This is a genomic window from Bradyrhizobium daqingense (assembly GCF_021044685.1).
GTDB lineage: Bacteria > Pseudomonadota > Alphaproteobacteria > Rhizobiales > Xanthobacteraceae > Bradyrhizobium > Bradyrhizobium daqingense.
The window spans coordinates 3,370,886-3,389,964 of record NZ_CP088014.1; the positions used below are offsets into that span (position 1 = coordinate 3,370,886).

18 protein-coding genes and 1 riboswitch are annotated in these 19,079 nt (G+C 64.7%); of the genes, 5 read left to right on the forward strand and 13 right to left on the reverse strand.

Annotated elements, in window-relative coordinates; genetic code table 11:
* Nucleotides 1–15 precede the first annotated feature (15 nt).
* Complete coding sequence (locus LPJ38_RS16090; RefSeq protein ID WP_145642340.1) at nt 16–1,206, forward strand: adenylate/guanylate cyclase domain-containing protein; 1,191 nt, start codon at nt 16–18, stop codon at nt 1,204–1,206.
* A gap of 3 nt (nt 1,207–1,209) precedes the next feature.
* Here the strand turns inward: LPJ38_RS16090 and clpS are convergent, their stop codons facing one another.
* From clpS to LPJ38_RS16105, 3 genes are all read right to left on the reverse strand, one after another.
* Entirely contained in the window at nt 1,210–1,515 is a 306-nt protein-coding gene (clpS, locus tag LPJ38_RS16095) for an ATP-dependent Clp protease adapter ClpS (RefSeq protein ID WP_145642338.1), read from the reverse strand.
* A gap of 134 nt (nt 1,516–1,649) precedes the next feature.
* A complete protein-coding gene (gene crcB, locus LPJ38_RS16100; protein WP_008551296.1) occupies nt 1,650–2,033 on the reverse strand; it encodes a fluoride efflux transporter CrcB in 384 nt (127 codons plus the stop codon).
* A gap of 28 nt (nt 2,034–2,061) precedes the next feature.
* Nucleotides 2,062–3,270, reverse strand: a complete 1,209-nt coding sequence (locus tag LPJ38_RS16105; protein WP_145642335.1) for an MFS transporter — start codon at nt 3,268–3,270, stop codon at nt 2,062–2,064.
* Between the two features lie 96 nt (nt 3,271–3,366).
* Nucleotides 3,367–3,444, reverse strand: a riboswitch (Fluoride riboswitch).
* Between the two features lie 286 nt (nt 3,445–3,730).
* On the opposite strand from LPJ38_RS16105, the gene LPJ38_RS16110 reads away from it, so the two are divergent.
* Both LPJ38_RS16110 and LPJ38_RS16115 read left to right on the forward strand, forming a co-directional pair.
* Complete coding sequence (locus LPJ38_RS16110; RefSeq protein ID WP_145642331.1) at nt 3,731–4,588, forward strand: DUF1194 domain-containing protein; 858 nt, start codon at nt 3,731–3,733, stop codon at nt 4,586–4,588.
* Nucleotides 4,589–4,747: 159 nt separating this feature from the next.
* The gene (locus LPJ38_RS16115; RefSeq protein ID WP_061849160.1) at nt 4,748–5,383 is read left to right on the forward strand and encodes a hypothetical protein; all 636 of its coding nucleotides are present in this window, start codon (nt 4,748–4,750) and stop codon (nt 5,381–5,383) included.
* Between the two features lie 34 nt (nt 5,384–5,417).
* On the opposite strand, the gene LPJ38_RS16120 is transcribed toward LPJ38_RS16115, so the two are convergent.
* Nucleotides 5,418–6,191: an enoyl-CoA hydratase/isomerase family protein gene (locus LPJ38_RS16120; protein ID WP_145642328.1), complete on the reverse strand. Its 774-nt coding sequence runs from the start codon at nt 6,189–6,191 to the stop codon at nt 5,418–5,420.
* Nucleotides 6,192–6,368: 177 nt separating this feature from the next.
* Nucleotides 6,369–7,427, reverse strand: coding sequence for a class I SAM-dependent methyltransferase (locus tag LPJ38_RS16125; RefSeq protein WP_167520782.1), 1,059 nt, complete (start codon nt 7,425–7,427; stop codon nt 6,369–6,371).
* Nucleotides 7,428–7,681: 254 nt separating this feature from the next.
* Here LPJ38_RS16125 and LPJ38_RS16130 point away from each other — a divergent pair, with 254 nt between their 5' ends.
* A complete protein-coding gene (locus LPJ38_RS16130) occupies nt 7,682–8,284 on the forward strand; it encodes a hypothetical protein (RefSeq protein WP_145642323.1) in 603 nt (200 codons plus the stop codon).
* 86 nt (nt 8,285–8,370) lie between these two features.
* Here LPJ38_RS16130 and LPJ38_RS16135 read toward each other — a convergent pair whose 3' ends face one another.
* The 8 genes from LPJ38_RS16135 to LPJ38_RS16170 all read right to left on the reverse strand — a co-directional run bounded on the left by LPJ38_RS16135 (nt 8,371) and on the right by LPJ38_RS16170 (nt 17,553).
* Nucleotides 8,371–9,618: a class I SAM-dependent RNA methyltransferase gene (locus LPJ38_RS16135; protein WP_145642360.1), complete on the reverse strand. Its 1,248-nt coding sequence runs from the start codon at nt 9,616–9,618 to the stop codon at nt 8,371–8,373.
* Nucleotides 9,611–10,345 carry a TlyA family RNA methyltransferase gene (locus LPJ38_RS16140; RefSeq protein WP_145642319.1) on the reverse strand — a complete coding sequence of 245 codons (735 nt, stop codon included), beginning with the start codon at nt 10,343–10,345 and terminating at the stop codon, nt 9,611–9,613. The genes LPJ38_RS16135 and LPJ38_RS16140 overlap by 8 nt, the downstream gene beginning before the upstream one ends.
* A gap of 97 nt (nt 10,346–10,442) precedes the next feature.
* Nucleotides 10,443–10,997: a nucleoside 2-deoxyribosyltransferase gene (locus tag LPJ38_RS16145; RefSeq protein ID WP_145642316.1), complete on the reverse strand. Its 555-nt coding sequence runs from the start codon at nt 10,995–10,997 to the stop codon at nt 10,443–10,445.
* 36 nt (nt 10,998–11,033) lie between these two features.
* The gene (dxs, locus tag LPJ38_RS16150) at nt 11,034–12,962 is read right to left on the reverse strand and encodes a 1-deoxy-D-xylulose-5-phosphate synthase (RefSeq protein WP_061851247.1); all 1,929 of its coding nucleotides are present in this window, start codon (nt 12,960–12,962) and stop codon (nt 11,034–11,036) included.
* Nucleotides 12,963–13,570: 608 nt separating this feature from the next.
* Complete coding sequence (locus tag LPJ38_RS16155; RefSeq protein WP_008551229.1) at nt 13,571–13,822, reverse strand: exodeoxyribonuclease VII small subunit; 252 nt, start codon at nt 13,820–13,822, stop codon at nt 13,571–13,573.
* 74 nt (nt 13,823–13,896) lie between these two features.
* Nucleotides 13,897–14,826, reverse strand: coding sequence for a histone deacetylase family protein (locus LPJ38_RS16160; RefSeq protein ID WP_145642312.1), 930 nt, complete (start codon nt 14,824–14,826; stop codon nt 13,897–13,899).
* A gap of 135 nt (nt 14,827–14,961) precedes the next feature.
* Nucleotides 14,962–16,614, reverse strand: a complete 1,653-nt coding sequence (locus LPJ38_RS16165; protein WP_145642310.1) for a bifunctional metallophosphatase/5'-nucleotidase — start codon at nt 16,612–16,614, stop codon at nt 14,962–14,964.
* A 180-nt stretch (nt 16,615–16,794) separates the two neighbouring features.
* The gene (locus LPJ38_RS16170; protein WP_145642307.1) at nt 16,795–17,553 is read right to left on the reverse strand and encodes an enoyl-CoA hydratase-related protein; all 759 of its coding nucleotides are present in this window, start codon (nt 17,551–17,553) and stop codon (nt 16,795–16,797) included.
* 260 nt (nt 17,554–17,813) lie between these two features.
* Between LPJ38_RS16170 and LPJ38_RS16175 the strand changes: the two genes are divergently transcribed.
* Nucleotides 17,814–19,055: an MFS transporter gene (locus LPJ38_RS16175; RefSeq protein WP_145642304.1), complete on the forward strand. Its 1,242-nt coding sequence runs from the start codon at nt 17,814–17,816 to the stop codon at nt 19,053–19,055.
* The last annotated feature ends 24 nt before the right edge of the window (nt 19,056–19,079 follow it).

The following is a 19,079-nucleotide window of genomic DNA, read 5'->3' on the forward strand; positions in this document are numbered from 1 at the left end:
TCCGCAAATGCGGCCATGAACAGCGCCGAGCTCCAGCGCGTCTTGAATTGGCTGATCGACGGCGCCTGGTCGGCTCAGGAGCCGGCCGAGATGATCGCTGACTTCTGCGAACGTCTGGTCGCGGCCGGCCTGCCGTTGTGGCGGTTCGGCATCTTCATCCGCACGCTGCATCCCGAAATCTTCGGCCGCAACTTCATCTGGCGGCAGGGTGAGGATGTCGAAATCGGCAGCGTCGATTTCGATGTCTTGGATACGCCGGAATTCGCCCAAAGCCCGCTTCGTATCGTATTCGAGCAGAGCGTGGAGGTGAGAGGGCGGGTCGATGATCCCAACAGCAAGCGGTTTCCGATCGTCGACGACATGCGCGCCGAAGGGGCGACCGACTATATCGCAGTGCCGCTGCCGTTCCTCGACGGCTCGACTCATGCGACCAGCTGGATGACACGGCAGCCCGGCGGCTTCAGCGATGACGACATAGCGGCAATCCGGGCCATCATCGCGCCGCTCGCGCGTGTCAGCGAGATCATCAGCCTGCGCCGCACCGCCGAGATGCTGCTCGACACCTATGTCGGCAATCGGGCCGGCGCGCGCATCCTGGGCGGCCAGATCCGCCGCGGCCACAACGACACCATGCAGGCGGCGATCTGGCTCTCGGATCTGCGCGGCTTCACCGCGCTGTCGGACCGGCTGCCGGCCGAGGCGGTGGTCACGATCCTCAACCATTATTTCGATTGCCAGGTCACCGCGATCCGCGGCCATGGCGGCGAGGTCTTGAAATTCATGGGCGACGGTCTGCTCGCCGTGTTTCCCATCGACGAATATGTCGGCGATGCCGCCCATGTCTGCGCGGGCGTGCTGGAGGCAGCGCGCGAATCCCGCGCCAGCGTCGAAGCGCTCGCCATTCCTGTCGGCGATGCCGTCGAGCGCTTCCGCTTCGGCGTCGCGCTGCACGTCGGCAATATCCTGTATGGCAATATCGGCGGCGGCAACCGGCTGGACTTCACCTGCATCGGCCCCGCCGTCAATCTCGCGGCCCGGCTGGAGAAGATCACGGGCCGGCTGGGACGAACCGTCGTCGCGTCGGAAGGTTTCGCCAATGTCTGCCGGCACGATTGGCACGAGCTCGGCGAATTCCCAATCGCAGGATTTTCCAAGGCGCAGCGTGTGTACGGGCTGGCGGACGAGACGTACGCGCAGGTCGGCTGAGCCCTATTCCTCCGGCTCCGTCGTGAACAGCAGCGGATAGCCCTTGGCGCGGCCGGCGTCGGTGGCGCGCGTCGCCTTGGTCTCGGCGACGTCCTTGGTGAACACGGCGACGACGCAGGTCCCCAGCTTGTGTGCGGTGATCATCACCTTGTAGGCCTGATCCTCGGTCATGCGGAATTCGGCCTTGAGAATCATCGTGACGAACTCTCGCGGCGTGTAGTCGTCGTTGATCAGGATGACCTTGTGCAGCCGCGGCCGCTCGACCTTGGTCCTCGTCCTGGTTTTCGGCGTGGTGACGGTATCGTTCATCGTGTCCTGAAACGCCCCGGCCCTGATGAGCTCCAGCCGTCTCATCATATTGCAGACGCCCGGCCTGCTCCAAGATGGCCGATGTGGTCGTGATCATGCCGTTGCGGATGGGCAGGAATGCGTGGCTGCGCTGCCTACGGAAGCGCGCGGACGAGCTGCAACGCGGCGATCAGCGCGCCCACGGACAGCACCACCGATGCAATCATATAGACGGCGGATGCAACGGTCTGACCGCGCTCGATCAGATACCAGGCATCCAGCGAGAACGTCGAGAACGTCGTGTATCCGCCGCAGATGCCGACCGTCAAAAATATCCGGGCAGCCTGCGGCAGGTTCCATCTCGTCGCGAACAGCGCGGTGAAGACGCCGATCAGGAACGATCCCGTGACATTGATGATCAGCGTACCCCAGGGAAAGTCGGTGCCGAAGGCGCGCCCCGAACCGATGGCAACGAGATAGCGCAGGACCGCGCCGAGCGCTCCGCCGGCGGCGACCGCCAGAATGTATTGGATGTTCAACGTCCCGTTCCCTGGTTTGCGACCCGCATCATTGGTCCTTTGCCGTCAGCCCGCCGCCGACCGCGAGCAGCCCGACGAGCGAGACCAGCGCGAAGCCGAGCCCCGCCAGGAACGTGCCTTGAGGGCCATAAACGTCCCACAACGCGCCGGCGATCACGCTCGCAGCGAGCAGGGCAAGTCCCGTGAACAGGTTGAAATAGCCGAAGGCGGTGCCGCGCAGGCTTGGCGGGGCGGCATCGGCGACCATGGCCGAGAGCAGGCCTTGCGTCAGTCCCATATGCAGTCCCCACAGCACGACGCCGAGCGCGAGGCCAGCAAGGCTCGGGAGCAGGGCCAGCGCCAGGTCGGCGGCGGCGAGGAAGACCAGGCCGAGCGCGAGCAGGCCGGTCCGGTTGATCCGGTCCGACAGCACGCCCGCCGGATAGGCCGACAGCGCATAGGCGACGTTCATCAGCACCAGTACCGCCGGCACCCACATCGCACTGAGTCCGATGTTCTGTGCTCGCAGGATCAGGAAGGCCTCACTGAAGCGCGCCAGCGTGAACACGATTCCGACCGCGACGACGCGCCAGTACACCGCTCCGAGCTGGCGCATCGCGGCGAGATTGAGCGGATTCTTCGCACGCTCGCGGCTCGGATCGGGGTTCGGCTCGCGCACGGCGAAGGCGATCAGTCCAAAGGCCAGAAAGGCCGGCAGCACCGCCACCCAGAACACGATGGTGAAATTGTCGGCCGTCCACCACATCAGGCCGATCGCAACGAGCGGCCCGAGGAAGGCGCCTATGGTGTCGAGCGATTGCCGCAGCCCGAAGCTTGCGCCACGCAGGCCGACCGGAGCGATATCGGCGATCAGCGCATCGCGCGGTGCGCCGCGGATGCCCTTTCCGACGCGGTCGATGAAGCGCGCCGCCACCAGCCACCCGACGCTTGGCGCAAGCGGAAACAGCGGTTTGGTGAAGGCGGCCAGCCCATAGCCGAGCGCGGCGAGCAGCTTGCGGCGGCCAAGCCAGTCCGACAGCGCGCCGGAGAAGATCTTGGTGATCGAGGCGGTCGCCTCGGCAACGCCTTCGATGAAACCCACGGTGAGCGTGGAGGCGCCGAGCACGGTGACGAGATAGATCGGCAGCAGCGCATGGATCATCTCGGAGGAGATGTCCATCAGCATCGAGACGAAGCCGAGCACCCAGATTCCCCTGGGCAGCGAGGTCCGCGCAGCATTCGGTGTCGTCGTCGTCACGCCTTCTCCTGACCCTGCCTTTCAGGCAACAAAAAACCCGCCGTCGGCGGGTTTGTCCATGCTCCCGCCAAAGGCAGAGCCTCTATGAGAGTCCCACCTCGAGCAGGAGTCATCAGCCCATTGCGGCAACGGACCGCCGGGCGGTTGTCGGGGGACTCCATCCCCATCTGTGCGGCCAGCCTAGCATGGAAATTGTGCCGGACAAGTGGGTGGGGGCGTGTCTCCACATTGCACGTGTCATTCCGGTGTGCGTCGCGAGAACCCGGAATGCCGAGATTCTCGGCTGCGCAAGGACGTCTGTGATCGCGCGAGTTCCGGTGACGCAAGCGCGGCAACACGGCGGCGGGTTTGCGTGAAGCTGGCAAATTCCTAACTCGAATGTGAAGTGCAAACGATCTTCGCGCTTTGCGGCAAGGCGTTTGCATGTCACCATCGCGTCATACGACGGGAGACTGCTGCGATGCGCTTGCTGTTCTCGATCGGGGCTGTGCTGGTGGCCGGCGTACTCGCCGGAGGAGATGTCGCGGGCGTTGCGGCACCGGGGCCGAATTTTGAGCCGACCAAGACTCAGCGGCTCGCCGCCGACAAGGACGCACAGGCGGTCGACGTCGAGCTGGTCCTAGCGGTCGATGTCTCCTACTCCATGGACATGGACGAGCTCGCGATCCAGCGCGAAGGTTACGCGCAGGCGATCCAGTCGAAGGAATTCCTCCAGGCCTTGAAGCTCGGTCCGAACGGCCGGATCGCTGTGACCTATTTCGAATGGGCCGCCTCCAGCGACCAGAAGATCATCATCCCCTGGCGGCTGGTCGACGGCCCGGAGACGGCGGACGCGGTCGCCGCCGAGATCATGAAGACGCCGATCCGGCGCGCCTCGCGCACCTCGATCTCCGGCGCGATCAATTTCGCGATGCCGCTGTTCGACGAGGATCCGTATCGCGGCCTGCGCCGCGTGATCGACATTTCCGGCGACGGCCCAAACAACAACGGCGGTCCGGTCACGGTGGCGCGCGACGCCGCGCTCGAGAAGGGCATCGTCATCAACGGTCTGCCGATCATGGTCAAGGAGCCATCTTATTCGACCATGGATATCGACAATCTCGATTTCTACTACGAGGACTGCGTCATCGGCGGTCCCGGCTCATTCGTCATCACGATCAAGGAGCGCGACAAGTTCAAGGAAGCGATCCGCACCAAGCTGCTGATGGAGGTCGCCGGCCGCACGCCGGAGCGGCCGGTGAGGCAAGTTGCGGACAAAGAACCGCGCGTCAATTGCATGATCGGCGAGAAGATCTGGTCGGATCGCTGGGGCCGCTGACAGCTTAGCTCCGGTTGGGACCTTTCGCCTCATCTCGCCCCGCGGTTGAACTTAACCCCTCGTTAACCGGCACATGGCCCTAATCGGATGTTTCAGTTCGTTTCCGATCCGGGAGGCGAATGAAAGCGGGTTTGCCGAATCCGTCCACCGAGCAGTCCAATGGCCACTGTCTCAGCGACCACCAGCCAGATTTCGCCTGCCAATGAGCGGGTCTTTCGCCAGAGCAGGCTGCTCGGCGAATGGAAGGGCAATTGGGTCGGCAACAACCAGCCCGTCAGCTTCAACGTCATCAACATCCGCGGTGCCCGGGCGCAGGTCGAGTACACCCATAACGGGCGGACCGAACGTGGTTTTGCCGAGGTCAACGGCTCTCTGATCAGCTTCGGCGGGGTCACGGTCGGGACCAAGGACGGCAAGAACATGGTGCTGCTGTACTCCGTTGGCGGTGCCGGCAAGCAGACCGCCAATTTGGAGAAGCAGGACCCGCCGCCGTCCGACAGCCGTCTCATGGGGAGCTGGGGCGGCTATTCCAGCGACAACGGCAAGAGCGCGAGCTTCAAGGTGCTCTCGGTCAACGGCAAGGAAGCCCAGGTCAGCGTCACCACCGACGGCATTACCCGCCAGGGCACCGGCATCGTCTACAAGAACGTCATCATGTTCGGGCAGGCGCAGATCGCGACCGACGACGGGCAGAACGGCAGGATCATCTACCAGGTCGGCAGCAAATCCTTCATGGTGCCGGTGACCAAATATCCGCCGGCCGATTCCTCTTCTACGCTCGACAAGACCGCCTGAGCGCACACGGCGTTGCCGGCGCGGGCTGCCGTCCTCACCATTTCGGCGGCCGCTTCTCAACGAACGCCCTCAAGCCCTCCTGCGCCTCGTCCGAGGTCGCGACGTTGCAGAAATCGTCCACGGCGCTTGCGATGCTGCGCCGGTAATCGAGATCGATCTGGCGCATGAAGGCGGCCCGGCCCATCCGCAGCACGGCCGCCGATTTTCCCGCGAACTGCGCCGCGAGCTTTGTCACCTCCGCCTCGAGCTCCGCATCGCCGACGACGCGGTTCACCACGCCGAGCTCGCGCGCCTCCGCAGCGCTGAAGACGCGGCCGGTGAACAGCAGCTCGAAGGCGCGGTGACGTCCGACGATGCGCGGCAGATGAGCATAATGGATCGCCGGGATGACTCCGACGTCGATCTCGGGGTAGCCGAACGTCGCGCTTTCGGCTGCCAGCACGACGTCGCAGGACACCGCCATGGTCATGCCGCCGCCGCGGGCCGCGCCACCAACCGCCGCGATCGATGGCTTTCCAAGTCCGTATTGCGCGTCGTAGAGATCGATATAGAGCGCCTGGAGGAATTCGCGGATCTCGGCGCCGGGCTTGCCGAGCAGGATGTCGAGATCGAGGCCCGCCGAAAAGCGTTTGGCAATCGCGCTTCCCAGCACGACCACGCGCGCATCCGCATCATCGGCGGCGCGGCGGAGCGCGGCGACCACCGCGCGGATGATCTCGAGGCTCAGCGCGTTGACGGGCGGGCGACGCAGCGTGATGCGGGCGATGTTGCCCGTGCGTTCGTAAGTGACGGGACTGTCGGATGTCACCGGGTTCTCCGGGCTTCAAGATATCGATCGCTTCAATTGCCGGTCGATCTTCCAACAACAGCGTCCGTAGCCCGACAGCTTACGTGACGGCCCGAGAGAGACAAGAAGCTCCATGCGGCGTCAGGCTGCGGCATCGGCATGGCCGTATGCCGCAGCCACGCGACCCCTGTGATACGATCAGATCCGCGCTTCCAGGATCAGGTTGAACGGGGTCTCGGCGGCGCGGCGGAAGCGCGACAGGCCGCCTTCGCTGGCGACCTTGCGCAGCCGTGCCTCGCCGGCTTGCGCGCCGAGCGCGAGGCCCACCTCCTGATCAAGCGAGGCCGGGGTGCAGATCATGGTCGATGCGGCATAGTAGACCCGCCCGACCGGATTGAGATTGTCTTCCAGGCGGTCGTTGGCGAACGGTTCGACCAGCATGCAGGTGCCGTCCTTCGCCATGGTTTCGCGCACGTGGCTGATGGCGCCGACGGGATCGCCCATGTCGTGCAGGCAATCGAAGAAGCAGACGAGATCGTAGCCCTCGGCCGGATAAGACTTGGCCGAGTGAACAGCAAAGGAGACCCGATCGCCCAGCTTGGCCTCCGTAGCGGCCTTTCGCGCTGCCTCGATCGAGCCCTCGTGATAGTCGAAACCGTAGAAGCGGGAGTTGGGAAAAGCCTCGGCCATCAGCCGTGTCGAGACGCCGTGGCCGCAGCCGACATCCGCGACCTTGGCGCCACGCTTCAGCTTGTCCACGACGCCGTCGAGCGCGGGCAGCCACTCCTGAACCAGATGATGCATGTAACCGGTGCGGAAGAAGCGGGCCGTGCCGCAGAACAAGCACTCGCTGCGCCGGTTCCAGCCGACGCCCTTGCCGGACTTGAACGCGTCCGAAATCTTCGGCTCGTCGAGAAACGTCGAAGCGATGAGGTTGCCGAACGCGCCCAGGAAGACCGGGCTGTCCTCATCGGCAAGCGCCATTATCTGCTCCGGCAGCATCGAGAATTTTCCCGAAGCGGAGTCATATTCGATGTAGCCGGATGCGGCCTGGCTGGCGAGCCACTCGCGGACATAGCGTTCCCTCGTTCCGGTGGCGCTCGCGAGCTCGGAAGAGTTCATCGGTCCTTTGGCGGCGAGGGTGCGGTAGAGACCGAGCTTATCCCCGAGCAGGACCAGCGATGCGTTCATCGCTGCGCCGAACTCGGTGACCATCTTGCCCATAAAGGCATTTAACCTGTCGGAATTGACCTCCATGAGAGCCTCCATGCAGTGTCGGATATTTTCAAAGGTCTGCGCAATCGCGCATTTGCCGGGACGACGCCAGGCTTCCGCGGCGATACGGCGGCTCGAGCGGGCGCGTCCTGTAAATGGGTCAATCCGACGCGAAGGAGGTTCAAGGCGTCAGGAAAAGGTGATCCTGGAACTCGGTCGCGCGATCAGCGGCATCGCATCGCTGGTATTGGCGCGACACCGCGCGTATAATTTGGGAGCCTTTTGACGGTCACCTAATGTCCAACCTCACTCGTTCCTGCTGTCTTGCAACTCTCTTCGTGGTGCTCTGCCTTGGCGGAGCCCCGGCTCATGCGCAAGTCGCGCCCTTGCAATATTGGATTCCAGGCGGGCCTTTCGGCTTTGGTGGCAGCGCCGTCCAGAGTTCCGACGGCTACGGCTACTTTCCGGGCTTCAGTGCCGCCGATGCCAACGGAGGCTACGATTTTCGTCCTGGTTTTTTCGTCGGAAGCCAGCGCGGCAATCTCGGCCTGAGTGGCTTCAGCCAGCCCGCGCTTTCAGGCAATTTCAGCGCGCTGTCCTATGACAGCACGCAGTTCGGCTACAACACCAGGACGACTGGCGGCTTGCCCGTCACGTTCTTCGCAGGTTTCGAAACGCTGAAATTCGGCAACGGCATCGGCAGCTCGATTGCGCCGCTGACCTCCGGCGCCGCACCGGGATACAGCGCATTTGCGGGTGTCGAGTTCAAGCCCACCTCCAACCTCAGTCTGTCGTTTGGGGCTGGATTCGGCCAGCAGGACTCGGGCCGCATGGACAGCGACATCAGATCGAACATGCTGCCCGGGGAGTCGCCGGCGCTGAGTGGGCTTCGGCGCTAAAGCATGATCCGGAAAAGTGCGAAGCGGTTTTCCGGAAAGATCATGCGTCAACAATAACCCAAAGCGCGATGACATTCATCGCGCTTTTAGCGTCTGAACTTCGCCACCAGCTCCACATGCGGCGTGTGCCGGAATTGGTCGACCGGCACCACCGTTTCGAGCTTGTAGCCGCCGTCGATCAAGAGTCGCGCATCGCGCGCGAAGGTCGCGACGTTGCAGGACACGGCGACGACGACGGGCACCTTGCTGGCGGCAAGCTTCAGCGCCTGCGCCTGCGCGCCCTGGCGCGGCGGGTCGAACACCACGGCGTCGAAGTCGCGCAGCTCTTGCGGCACCAGCGGGCGGCGGAACAGGTCGCGTGGTTCGGCCTTGATCGGCTTAAGGCCGGGTGTGCGCGCGGCTTTGGCGAGCGCGGCGATGGCGCCGGCGTCGCTGTCATACGCGGTGACGCGCGCCTTCTCGGCAAGCCGCAGCGCGAACGGACCGACGCCGCAGAAGAGGTCGAGAACCTCCTTCGCCTTGCCGACGCGCTCGGCGACGAGGGCCGCAAGCGTCTCTTCGCCCGCCACCGTTGCCTGCAGGAACGAGCCCGGCGGCAGCGTCACCTCGGCGCGGCCCATCCTCACCGTCGGCGGCAGGCGTTGCAGCACCAGCTCGCCATGCCGCGTCAGCCGCGCCAGGCGATGCTGCTCGGCGACGCGCGACAGCGCGGTGACCAGCGCCGTCGGCAGCGGGCCGGAGCCGCGCACGTCGACGTCGAGGCCGTTGGCGGTGGCGGTGACCTGGATGTCGAGCGGCTTCGTCACCGCCATCTTGGACGTCAGCTGTTCGGCGAGCGCCCAGGCGGCCTCGAGCGCGCCCTCGAGTCCGGGATCGAGGATGGGGCAGCGATGAATCGGAATGACGTCGTGCGAGCTCGTTGCGGAGAAGCCGACCTTGAGGATGTCGTGGGTGCCGAAGCGGCCGTGCAGCGTGATGCGCCGGCGCCCGGCGCCGTGCGCATCGACCAGCGCCGCCACCTCGCAATCGAGCCCGGCCTGCGCCAGCGTCTCGACCACGATGCTGCGCTTCCAGGCGTGATAGGGCTCCGCGGCCCAGTGCTGAATCGCGCAGCCGCCACAGACACCGAAATGCGGGCAGAACGGCGCGATGCGCTCCGGGCTTGCGGTGTCGACAGCGAGCAGCTTGCGGCGGTCGGGATGATGGCCCAGGACGTGGTCGACCTCGACCGTTTCGCCGCCAAGCGTGTAGGGCACGTAGACGGCATCGCCCGTCGTGAGCGAGACGCCGTCTCCGCGATGTCCGACGTGATCGATCGTCAGCCGTTCAATCACGGCGCGCGCCCAGGAAGAATTCGACATTGCCGTCACCACCCGTGATCGGCGACGGAAATATCGCGATGTCGGTGCAGCCGAGCGAGGCGGCGAACGCCGCGATGTCGTCGCAGATCTCCTGGTGCACGGCGGCGTCGCGGACGATGCCCTTCTTGTTGCGCTGTCGCGCGGCCTCGAATTGCGGCTTGATCAGCGCGAGCAGGCTCATCGGCGCGGCCGCCAGCGACAGCGCCACCGGCAGCACGGTCTTGAGCGAGATGAAGCTGACGTCGATGACGACGATGTCGGGCCGTGCCGGCAGACGTTTGCCGTCATAGCTGCGGATGTCGGTCTCCTCCATCGACACGATCTTGGGATGATCGCGCAGCGAGGGATGCAACTGGCTGGTGCCGACATCGATCGCGAACACCAGGCTGGCGCCGTTCGCGAGCAGCACCTCGGTGAACCCGCCGGTGGAGGCGCCGACGTCGAGGCAGACATGGTCCTCGATCTCGATCGGGTAACGCTCCAGCGCGCCGGCGAGCTTGACGCCGCCGCGGGAGACGTAAGGGTGCGCGGGCTCTGCGTGGATCGCCGCGTCCTCGGCGATCGTCTCCGATGGTTTTGCGACCTGCTTGTCGTCGGCCGTGACGAGGCCGGCCTCGATCGCCGCGCGCGCCCGCGCCCGGCTTTCGAACAGGCCACGCTCGACCAGCAATACATCCGCGCGCTTGCGGGCAGGGGGCATCGGATCTCCGAAGGACGACTTATTGTTTGAGCATGATCTTATCGGAAAACCGCTGCACACTTTGCGCTAACGCGGCCCTCCGGGTCCGGATCATGCTCTATGTAGCGATCAATCGCGCGGCCGCCATCCGGACGCAAGTCTCGAACGCGGCGAGATCGTGCCAGACGTTGATCGGCATCGTGGCCGGCGCCACCAGCGGACAGCCGTGCAGCTCCAGCGCATGGATCATCATGAGGTTGTCGACGAGGCCGAAATCCTCGACCGTCAGCCCCTGCGCATCGACCAGCCGTCCGTCTTCGGATGTCACGTCCATGAAGCGGCCGACGCGGTCGGCATAAACCGCGCCATCGTTGGAATAAGCGAGGCAGAATTTGCGGCGGCCGGCCATGTAGCCGAGCTCGTAGACGGTGCCGGGATCGGCGCCGGCGCCCCGGAACGGGGTGAGGTTGGCGATGATCGCATCGGCCGCGTCCATCATCGCCTCGTTGCCGCAAAAGATCCGCCGCGAGGCATCAGGCGCGGTGAGGTCGATCGCGTTGTCGAGGGGATAAAGGCCGGTGAGCCCGTGCGCGGCGCAGATATCGACCTTGCGCCGGCCGATCTCGACCGCATCCGGCAGGAACACGTCGGGACCTGCCAGATAGATTTTCATGGGAATGTATCGTTCGCCAAAGGTCGAAGCTCGCCCTCAGGCGAGCTTGACCGTCTCGGCCTTGACGTCCTTGCCGAGGGCTTCGAACACCTTGGCGACGATGCCCTTGGCGTCGAGACCGGCGCGGCCGTACATCGCCGCCGGGGTGTCGTGGTCCTGGAACACGTCGGGCAGCACCATCGAGCGGAACTTGACCATGCCGGTGTCGAGCACGCCCTGATCGGTCAGGAACTGCGCGACATGCGAGCCGAAGCCGCCGACCGAGCCTTCCTCGATCGTGATCAGGATCTCGTGGTCACGGGCGAGCTTGAGCACCAGCTCGGTGTCGAGCGGCTTCATGAAGCGTGCATCTGCGATCGTGGTCGAGAGGCCGTGGGCGGCGAGCTCGTCGGCCGCCTTCTCGCACTCGGCGAGGCGGGTGCCGAAGGAGAGCAGGGCGATCTTGCTGCCCTGGCGGATCATGCGGCCCTTGCCGATCTCGAGCGGAATGCCGACCTCGGGCATCTCGATGCCGCGGCCTTCACCGCGCGGATAGCGCAGCGAGCTCGGACGATCGTCGATGGCGACCTGGGTCGCCACCATGTGCACGAGCTCGGCTTCGTCCGCCGCGGCCATGATCACCATGTTGGGCAGACAGCCGAGGTAGGCGTTGTCGAACGAGCCGGCATGGGTCGCGCCGTCGGCGCCAACGAGGCCGGCGCGGTCGATGGCGAAGCGGACCGGCAGGTTCTGGATCGCGACGTCATGCACGATCTGGTCGTAGCCGCGCTGCAGGAAGGTCGAATAGATCGCGCAGAACGGCTTGTAGCCTTCGCTGGCAAGACCGGCAGCGAACGTGACCGCGTGCTGCTCGGCGATGCCGACGTCGAAGGTGCGGTCGGGGAAGGCCTTGTTGAAGATGTCGACGCCGGTGCCCGACGGCATGGCCGCGGTGATGGCGACGATCTTGTCGTCCTTCTGCGCTTCCTTGACGAGGCTCTGGCCGAACACGTTCTGGTAGGCCGGCGCGTTCGGCTTGGCCTTGGCCTGGGTGCCGGTCGCGACGTCGAACTTGACGACGGCATGGTACTTGTCGGCCGAGGCTTCCGCGGGGCCGTAGCCCTTGCCCTTCTGGGTCACGACGTGGACCAGGATCGGGCCGGTCTCCATGTCGCGCACGTTCTTCAGCACGGGCAGGAGATGGTCGAGATTGTGGCCGTCGATCGGGCCGACATAGTAGAAGCCAAGCTCCTCGAACAGCGTGCCGCCGTCCATCATGAAGCCGCGGGAATATTCCTCGACGCGGTTGGCACGGTTGGCGATGATCTTGGGCAGGCGCTTGTTGATCTGCTTGGCCGCATCGCGCAGCGTGCGATAGGTCTTGCCGGAATAGAGGCGCGACAGATAGGCGCTCATGGCGCCGACCGGCGGGGCGATCGACATGTCGTTGTCGTTAAGGATGACGATCAGGCGCGAGTTCATCGCACCCGCGTTGTTCATGGCTTCGTAGGCCATGCCCGCCGACATCGCGCCGTCACCGATCACGGCGATAACGTTGTTCTTGCCGCCGGAGAGGTCGCGCGCGACGGCCATGCCGAGACCGGCCGAGATCGAGGTCGAGGAATGCGCCGCGCCGAACGGATCGTAATCGCTCTCGCTGCGCTTGGTGAAGCCGGACAGGCCGCCGCCGGTGCGCAGGGTGCGGATGCGGTCGCGCCGGCCGGTGAGGATCTTGTGGGGATAGGCCTGATGGCCGACGTCCCAGATCAGCCGGTCGCGCGGCGTATCGAAGACGTAATGGATCGCGGTGGTGAGTTCGACCACGCCGAGACCCGCGCCGAAGTGACCGCCGGTGACCGAGACGGCATCGATGGTCTCCTGCCGCAGCTCGTCGGCGACCTGGCGAACCTGTTCGACCTTGAGCTTGCGCAGGTCTTCCGGCGTCCGGATGGTGTCGAGAAGCGGCGTTTTACTGTATGCGTTCACGGCGATTTCCAATTTGTCAGCGCCGGAAGGTCGTTCCGGTGCAAGATGGGTTTGCACAATTTCGGCGCAGCGCGAGTCCTCAAACCGTCGGAGCCACCTGCATGGGGCAAGGCCCCGTCTTCAAGCTTAGGTAAGCTTAAGTGCGCTCCGGTTCAGTCTCTGTGATCCCTGTCACTTAGATCGGCTTCGCCCGTCCCAGCCAATTCATCAGCAGTTTGAAGCGCTTGTCGTCGGTAATCTGTGCCCACGCAAGGCTTGCAAAAAGCCACACTCCGCGCAGCTTTACACCAAAGCTGAGGCCAAAGCCAACCCGCTGGGCCGATTGGGGGTTATGCAGTGCAACCGGTGGGCCAGAGTGGTTAACTGCGACCCGCAACGAGGGGTTCCGGGCCGGCCAGATCCCTTGGCGAGCTTTCTAGCCAGAATCAGAGCTTTTTTCTCCGCGGACGGCCCGGTTCCAGATCGCGGATCCGGCGTGTTCCCGACATATGGAACCGTAATGTCCCACGGGACGGCGCCGTGCGATCATGAAAAGGCAGCCGACTGTGACCCCCGTGCACTATGACGGGAAATCAAGCTCGTCAGACCAGATGTGGGGAACCCTTGGCTTACTGAACGTCGAGCGGCGCAGTGCCGGTAGCCTGACCGCTGGCATCGGTGGTGATCTTGTCGACGCGGGCCTCGGCCTGGCGCAGCAGGTCCTCGCAACGGCGCTTCAGAGCCTCGCCGCGCTCGTAGATCGTCACGGATTCCTCGAGCGGCACCTTGCCGTCTTCGAGCCGCTTCACGATCGTCTCGAGTTCCTCGATCGCGCGCTCGAAAGTGAGCCTGGAGACGTCGATTTGAGTATTTTCGGCCATATCCGTTTCCGATTGCCCGGTTCGCTTGGCCCTCAGTGAAGGCGGGTTTTGCGGGCTTAATGTGGCGGGGCGCGTCAGGCGCCCATCAGGGCGCCGACATGCGCCGTAACAGATTCTTTCAGTCCTTGCAGGTCGTAGCCGCCTTCGAGCACCGAGACCACGCGCCCTCCGGCGCTCTTGTCGGCGAGGTCCATCAGCTTGCGTGTCACCCAGGCATAATCCTCCGCGCGCAAATTCAACGAGGCCAGCGGGTCGCGGTAATGCGCATCGAAGCCGGCGGAGATGACGAGCAACTCGGGGCTGAATTTTTCCAGCTGCGGCAGGATCAGATTTTCGAACGCGCTGCGGAATTCCGGCCCGCCGTCCTCGGATGCGAGCGGCGCGTTGACGATGGTGTCGTGATCGCCGCGCTCGTTCTTGGCGCCGGTGCCCGGAAACAGCGGCATCTGGTGCGTCGAGCAGTACATCACGGTGGGATCCGACCAGAAGATATCCTGCGTGCCGTTGCCGTGATGCACGTCGAAATCGACGATGGCGGCGCGCTTGATGCCGTATTTGCGCTGGGCGTGGCGCGCGGCGATCGCGACATTGTCGAAGAAGCAGAAGCCCATCGGCTTGCCGATCTCGGCGTGATGTCCGGGCGGGCGCACCGCGACGAAGGCGTTGCGGTGTTCGCCGGCCATCACCGCTTCGGTGGCGGCGACCGCGCCGCCGACGCCGCGCATCACCGCTCCCCAGGTGCCGGGGGACATCGAGGTGTCGCCGTCGATATAGACTTGGCCGCTGGTCGGCGCGATGTGGCGCAGCTCGGTGACGTAATGCTCGTTGTGGCACAGCGTGACGAGATCGAGATCGCCTTCCGGCGCCTGGTCGCGCACCAGAAACTGGAAACGCTCATGCGACAGCGCTTCCTCCACCGCGCGCAGGCGATCCGGCCTTTCAGGATGTCCCGGCGGCGTGACGTGGTCGAGGCAGGCCTTGTGGGAGAGAAGAAGCGTGCTCATCAGGTCGGCCTCGCGGGAAAAACGGCGCTTGACGTCGCTTGGCGCATCCGGTGCCAAAACGCAATGCAAAACCCAATCTAGGCATTTGGGCGGCAATGGCAAAGGGTCGGCCCGCGGCGGCCGGTTTGATCCGGATCAATTCACACGGAGGATGCGGGTCGGCGGCAGCGGACCGATCGGCCCGTGCGCCCGGAAGAACGCGAACAGCGCGTCCGCATCATAGCCGCCATATTGCGGCGCCGTGCCCTGCTTGGCGACGGTAAAACCGTCGCCGCCGACGGCGAGGTAATCGTTGAGGGTGACGCGATATCCGGTCCCGGCTTCGATCGGCCTGCCGTTGAGCGTCATCTTGTCCAGGCTCACGCGCTCACCGAATGGCTTCGCCGCATCCCAGGCATAGCTGAATCCGTTCGACACCTGGAGGATTCGGGGCCGCTTCGGGTCCAGCCATTGTTGTTCCAATAGGTCCTTGAGCTGGCTGCCGGTCAGCGTCAGGGTGACGAGGCGGTTGCGGAACGGTTGGCTCGCGAAGACGTCACCGAACGTGATCGCGCCGTTCTCCTTCGGCACGATATCGGTGCGGATGCCGCCGGGATTGGTGAGCGCGATGACGGCGGCGCCGTCCTTGGCGTCACGGGTTGCGAACAATTGCGCATCCGCGATGATGTCGCCGAGCGCGCTTTCGCCGGCCTCGTTGGGACTACGCGACAGCGTCTGCGTCACCGATCCCGCCGGCCGGTTGGCGATCGGCGCTGACAGTCTGTCGTAAGCCTCGATCAGTGCCGTTTGCTCGGGATCCTTCTCCAGCGAGGCGTTGGTGACGATGACGTTCTCGGCCTTGGCGCTGACGATGTCGCGGCTTGCCGGATCGAGCTTGAGGTCGATCGCGGTCACCAGCGTGCCGTATTTGTCGCCGCTGGTGACGAGCCGTCCGTTGATGTCGCAGACATAGGCACGATGAGTGTGGCCGCTGACGACGAGGTCGACGGCCCGGTCGAACTTCTTCACGATGTCGACGATCGGCCCGGTGATGGCAGGACATTCATTGTAGTCGCCGGAGGGTTCGCCGCCCTGGTGGATCAGCACCACGATCGCCTCGACCCCGCGCGCCCTCAGCTGCGGCACCAGCGCGTTGACAGTCTCGCCCTCGTCGCGGAATTCGAGGCCCGCAATGCCTGCCGGCGAGACGATGCCCGCGGTCTCCTTCAACGTCAGCCCAATGAAGCCGACGGGGATACCCTCGAACTCCCGGATCTCGTAGGGCGGCAACACGCTGTTCCCCGTCGCGGTCTCCACCGTGGATGCGGCGAGATATTTGAACTTGGCGCCCGTGAAGGGATGCGGTCCCTGACAGCCGTCGACTGGATGGCAGCCGCCGTTCTGCATCCGCAAGAGCTCCGTCTTGCCCTCGTCGAATTCGTGATTGCCGACGGAGCTGATCGCCAGCCCCATCATCGAAAGCGACTCGATCGAAGGCTCGTCGTGAAACATCGCCGACAAAAACGGGCTTGCGCCGATCAAATCGCCGGCGGCAACGAAGATCGTGTTCTTGTGTCCGCCGCGCAGCTGCTTCACCAGCGTCGCCATATATTCGGCGCCGCCGGCGGAGACCATGACCTTCTTGGTTTTATCCTCGGGATTCCCGATGCGGATGCCGCCCGGCGGCGGACGCAAATTGCCGTGAAAATCGTTGATCGCGAGGATACGCAGCTCGACAGGCGCGGCGGTCTGGCCCGAAGCGGGGAGGGTGGCGAGGGCGAGTGCGGCAAGGATGGAAAGGTATCGCATGAAGCCAGATTAGTCGTTCAGCGCGAAGATTTCACGAAGGTTCTCGCCGTCATTCCGGGGCGACGCGCAGCGTCGAGCCCGGAATCCATTCACCCACGAACTCTGCCGCCCGATGGATTCCGGGCTCGCGACTTCGTCGCACCCCGGAATGACGACCATCGCTGGTCGCCGATTGCGCCGCTACCTTTTCTTCCTGTTCGCGAACGCATTGAATGCCGCCACCGCTTCGTCCGACTTCAGCCGCTCGCCGAACAGATGGCCTTCCTGGTCGATGCGGCGGGTGAGTTCTTCCGGCGGGGTGCGCAGCAGCTTGCGCGAGGTCGCGACCGCCTCGGCCGGCAGGCGGCAGATTTCGCGCGCCACCTTGCGCGCCTCGACCTCGGTGTGTCCCGGCGAGACCACGGTGTTGACGAAGCCTGCGGCATACGCCTCGGCGGCGGTGAAGGTCCGCCCCATGATCAGCATCGCGAAGGCGCGCTGATAGCCCATCGTATCAGGCATCAACAGGCTGGCAGCGCCGACCGGGACGAGCCCGAGATGGATATAGGGTGCGGAGAAGGTCGCCGCGTTCGAGGCGAGCACATAGTCGCAGTGGAACAGCATCACGGTGCCCATGCCGATCGAGGCGCCGTCCACGGCTGCGATGATGGGCTTGGCGTTGAGGGCCAGTGAATAGAGAAATTTCGCCCCTTCCGACAGCGTCTCGGGGCGCGATGTGTCGGCGTTGAGGAAATCGTCGATGTCGTCGCCGGCGGTGAACACGCCGGAGCCGCCGGTGATGATCATGCAGCGGATGTCGGAATTGTTCTGCGCGGTGTCGATCGCGCGGCTCATCTGCCGATACATGTCCTGTGTGATCGCGTTCTTCTTGCCCGGGCGGCGCAGGGTGATCACGCGCGTTCCACGCTCTTCGGTGACGACGATGTTGCCGTTCGGCATGCGAGCCCCCTGCAGTCGCCGCGGCGCTTGCCCTTGGCGTGTCCCACAATGCGTCAGCCTACATCATCTTACAGGCGTGCCAATGCACAGGTTCGGCTTTTCGATGCCGATCATGTGACGTCGGTGCGTGGACCGGCTCAATCGGAGGTGACCCGTTGTTGCGCATTGCAACAAATGGGTACAATGTTTCATTTGAAAAACCGTAAGTTGTAGTGCACGATCGCGCCTGGTGCCGTTTCCTTTGATTGATTGCTTCAGGGATGATAGCCGGAACGCGCATTGACGAATCCTCGCCGCGCTATCGCGGCTGGCGCGTCGTGCTGGCTTGTTTCATGATGGCCTTCTTCATGTTCGGCTTCGGCCTCTATGGCCAGGGCGTCTATCTGGCCGAGCTGCAGCGCGCCCATGGCTGGCCGGGCACGCTGATCTCCGCGGCCAGCACCTTCTCGTTCCTCCTCACGTCCGTCCTCGTCATCTTCACCGACGATCTGCTCGCGCGGATCGGGCTGCGCGCACTGATCCTGTGCGGCCTGTCGGCGCTCGGCGCTTCGACCGTGCTGCTGGCGCTGATGCAGACGCCCTGGCAGCTCTATCTCGCCTATGCGCTGATGTCGGTCGGCTGGACCGGCATGGGCACCGTGGTGATCGCCACCGTACTGAACTCCTGGTTCGAGCAGCGCCGCGGCCTCGCGCTCAGCCTCGCCTTCAACGGTGCGACCTGCGGCGGCATCATCCTCGTCCCGCTGCTGCTATCGCTCACCGGCAGCATCGGTTTCCGGTCCGCGATGCTGGCGGCCACGCTCGCCATGATGGTGCTGGTGCTGCCTGTGGTCGTGACGTTCATCGGCTGGCCCGCGGGGACGTTGCCTTCTCCGGGCGGACGTGTCTCCGGCGCGGCTGCACCGGTTCACTCGCGCAAGGCGCTGCTCGCCAATGCGGCATTCTGGACCATGGTGCTGCCGATCGCGATCGCGCTGCTCGCGCAGATGGGCTTCATCATCCATCAGGTGACGTTTCTCGAACCGCTGATCGGGCGCGCGAGTGCCGGCCTTGCCGTGACCATCATGGCAGCGATGGCGATCGTCGGCCGCCTGTCGCTCGGCCTGTTCGTCGACCGGCTGGATCCCAGGCTCGCCTGTGCGGCATCGATGACGAGCCAGGCTGCCGCGCTGTTCGTGGCTCTGCAAAGCACGAGCCCGACCGTGCTGCTGGCCTGCTGCGCCGTCTATGGCTTCTCGATCGGTAACATGATCACGTTTCCGCCGCTGATCATCCAGCGCGAGATCGGCTCTTCCGCCTTCGCCGCCGCGATGGGCCTCGGCACCTCCATCAGCGGCATCGTCAGCGCCTTCGGCCCCGGCATCGTCGGCCTGGTGCGCAGCTTCACCGGAAACTACACGACGGCGTTCGCGCTGTGCGTGGTGCTCGATCTCGTCGCAGCGGGCGTGGTGCTGTGGCGGCCGGGGAGAAGGGCGGAGATTGCGGCCCGTAGGGTGGATTAGCGAAGCGTAATTCACCTCTTATAC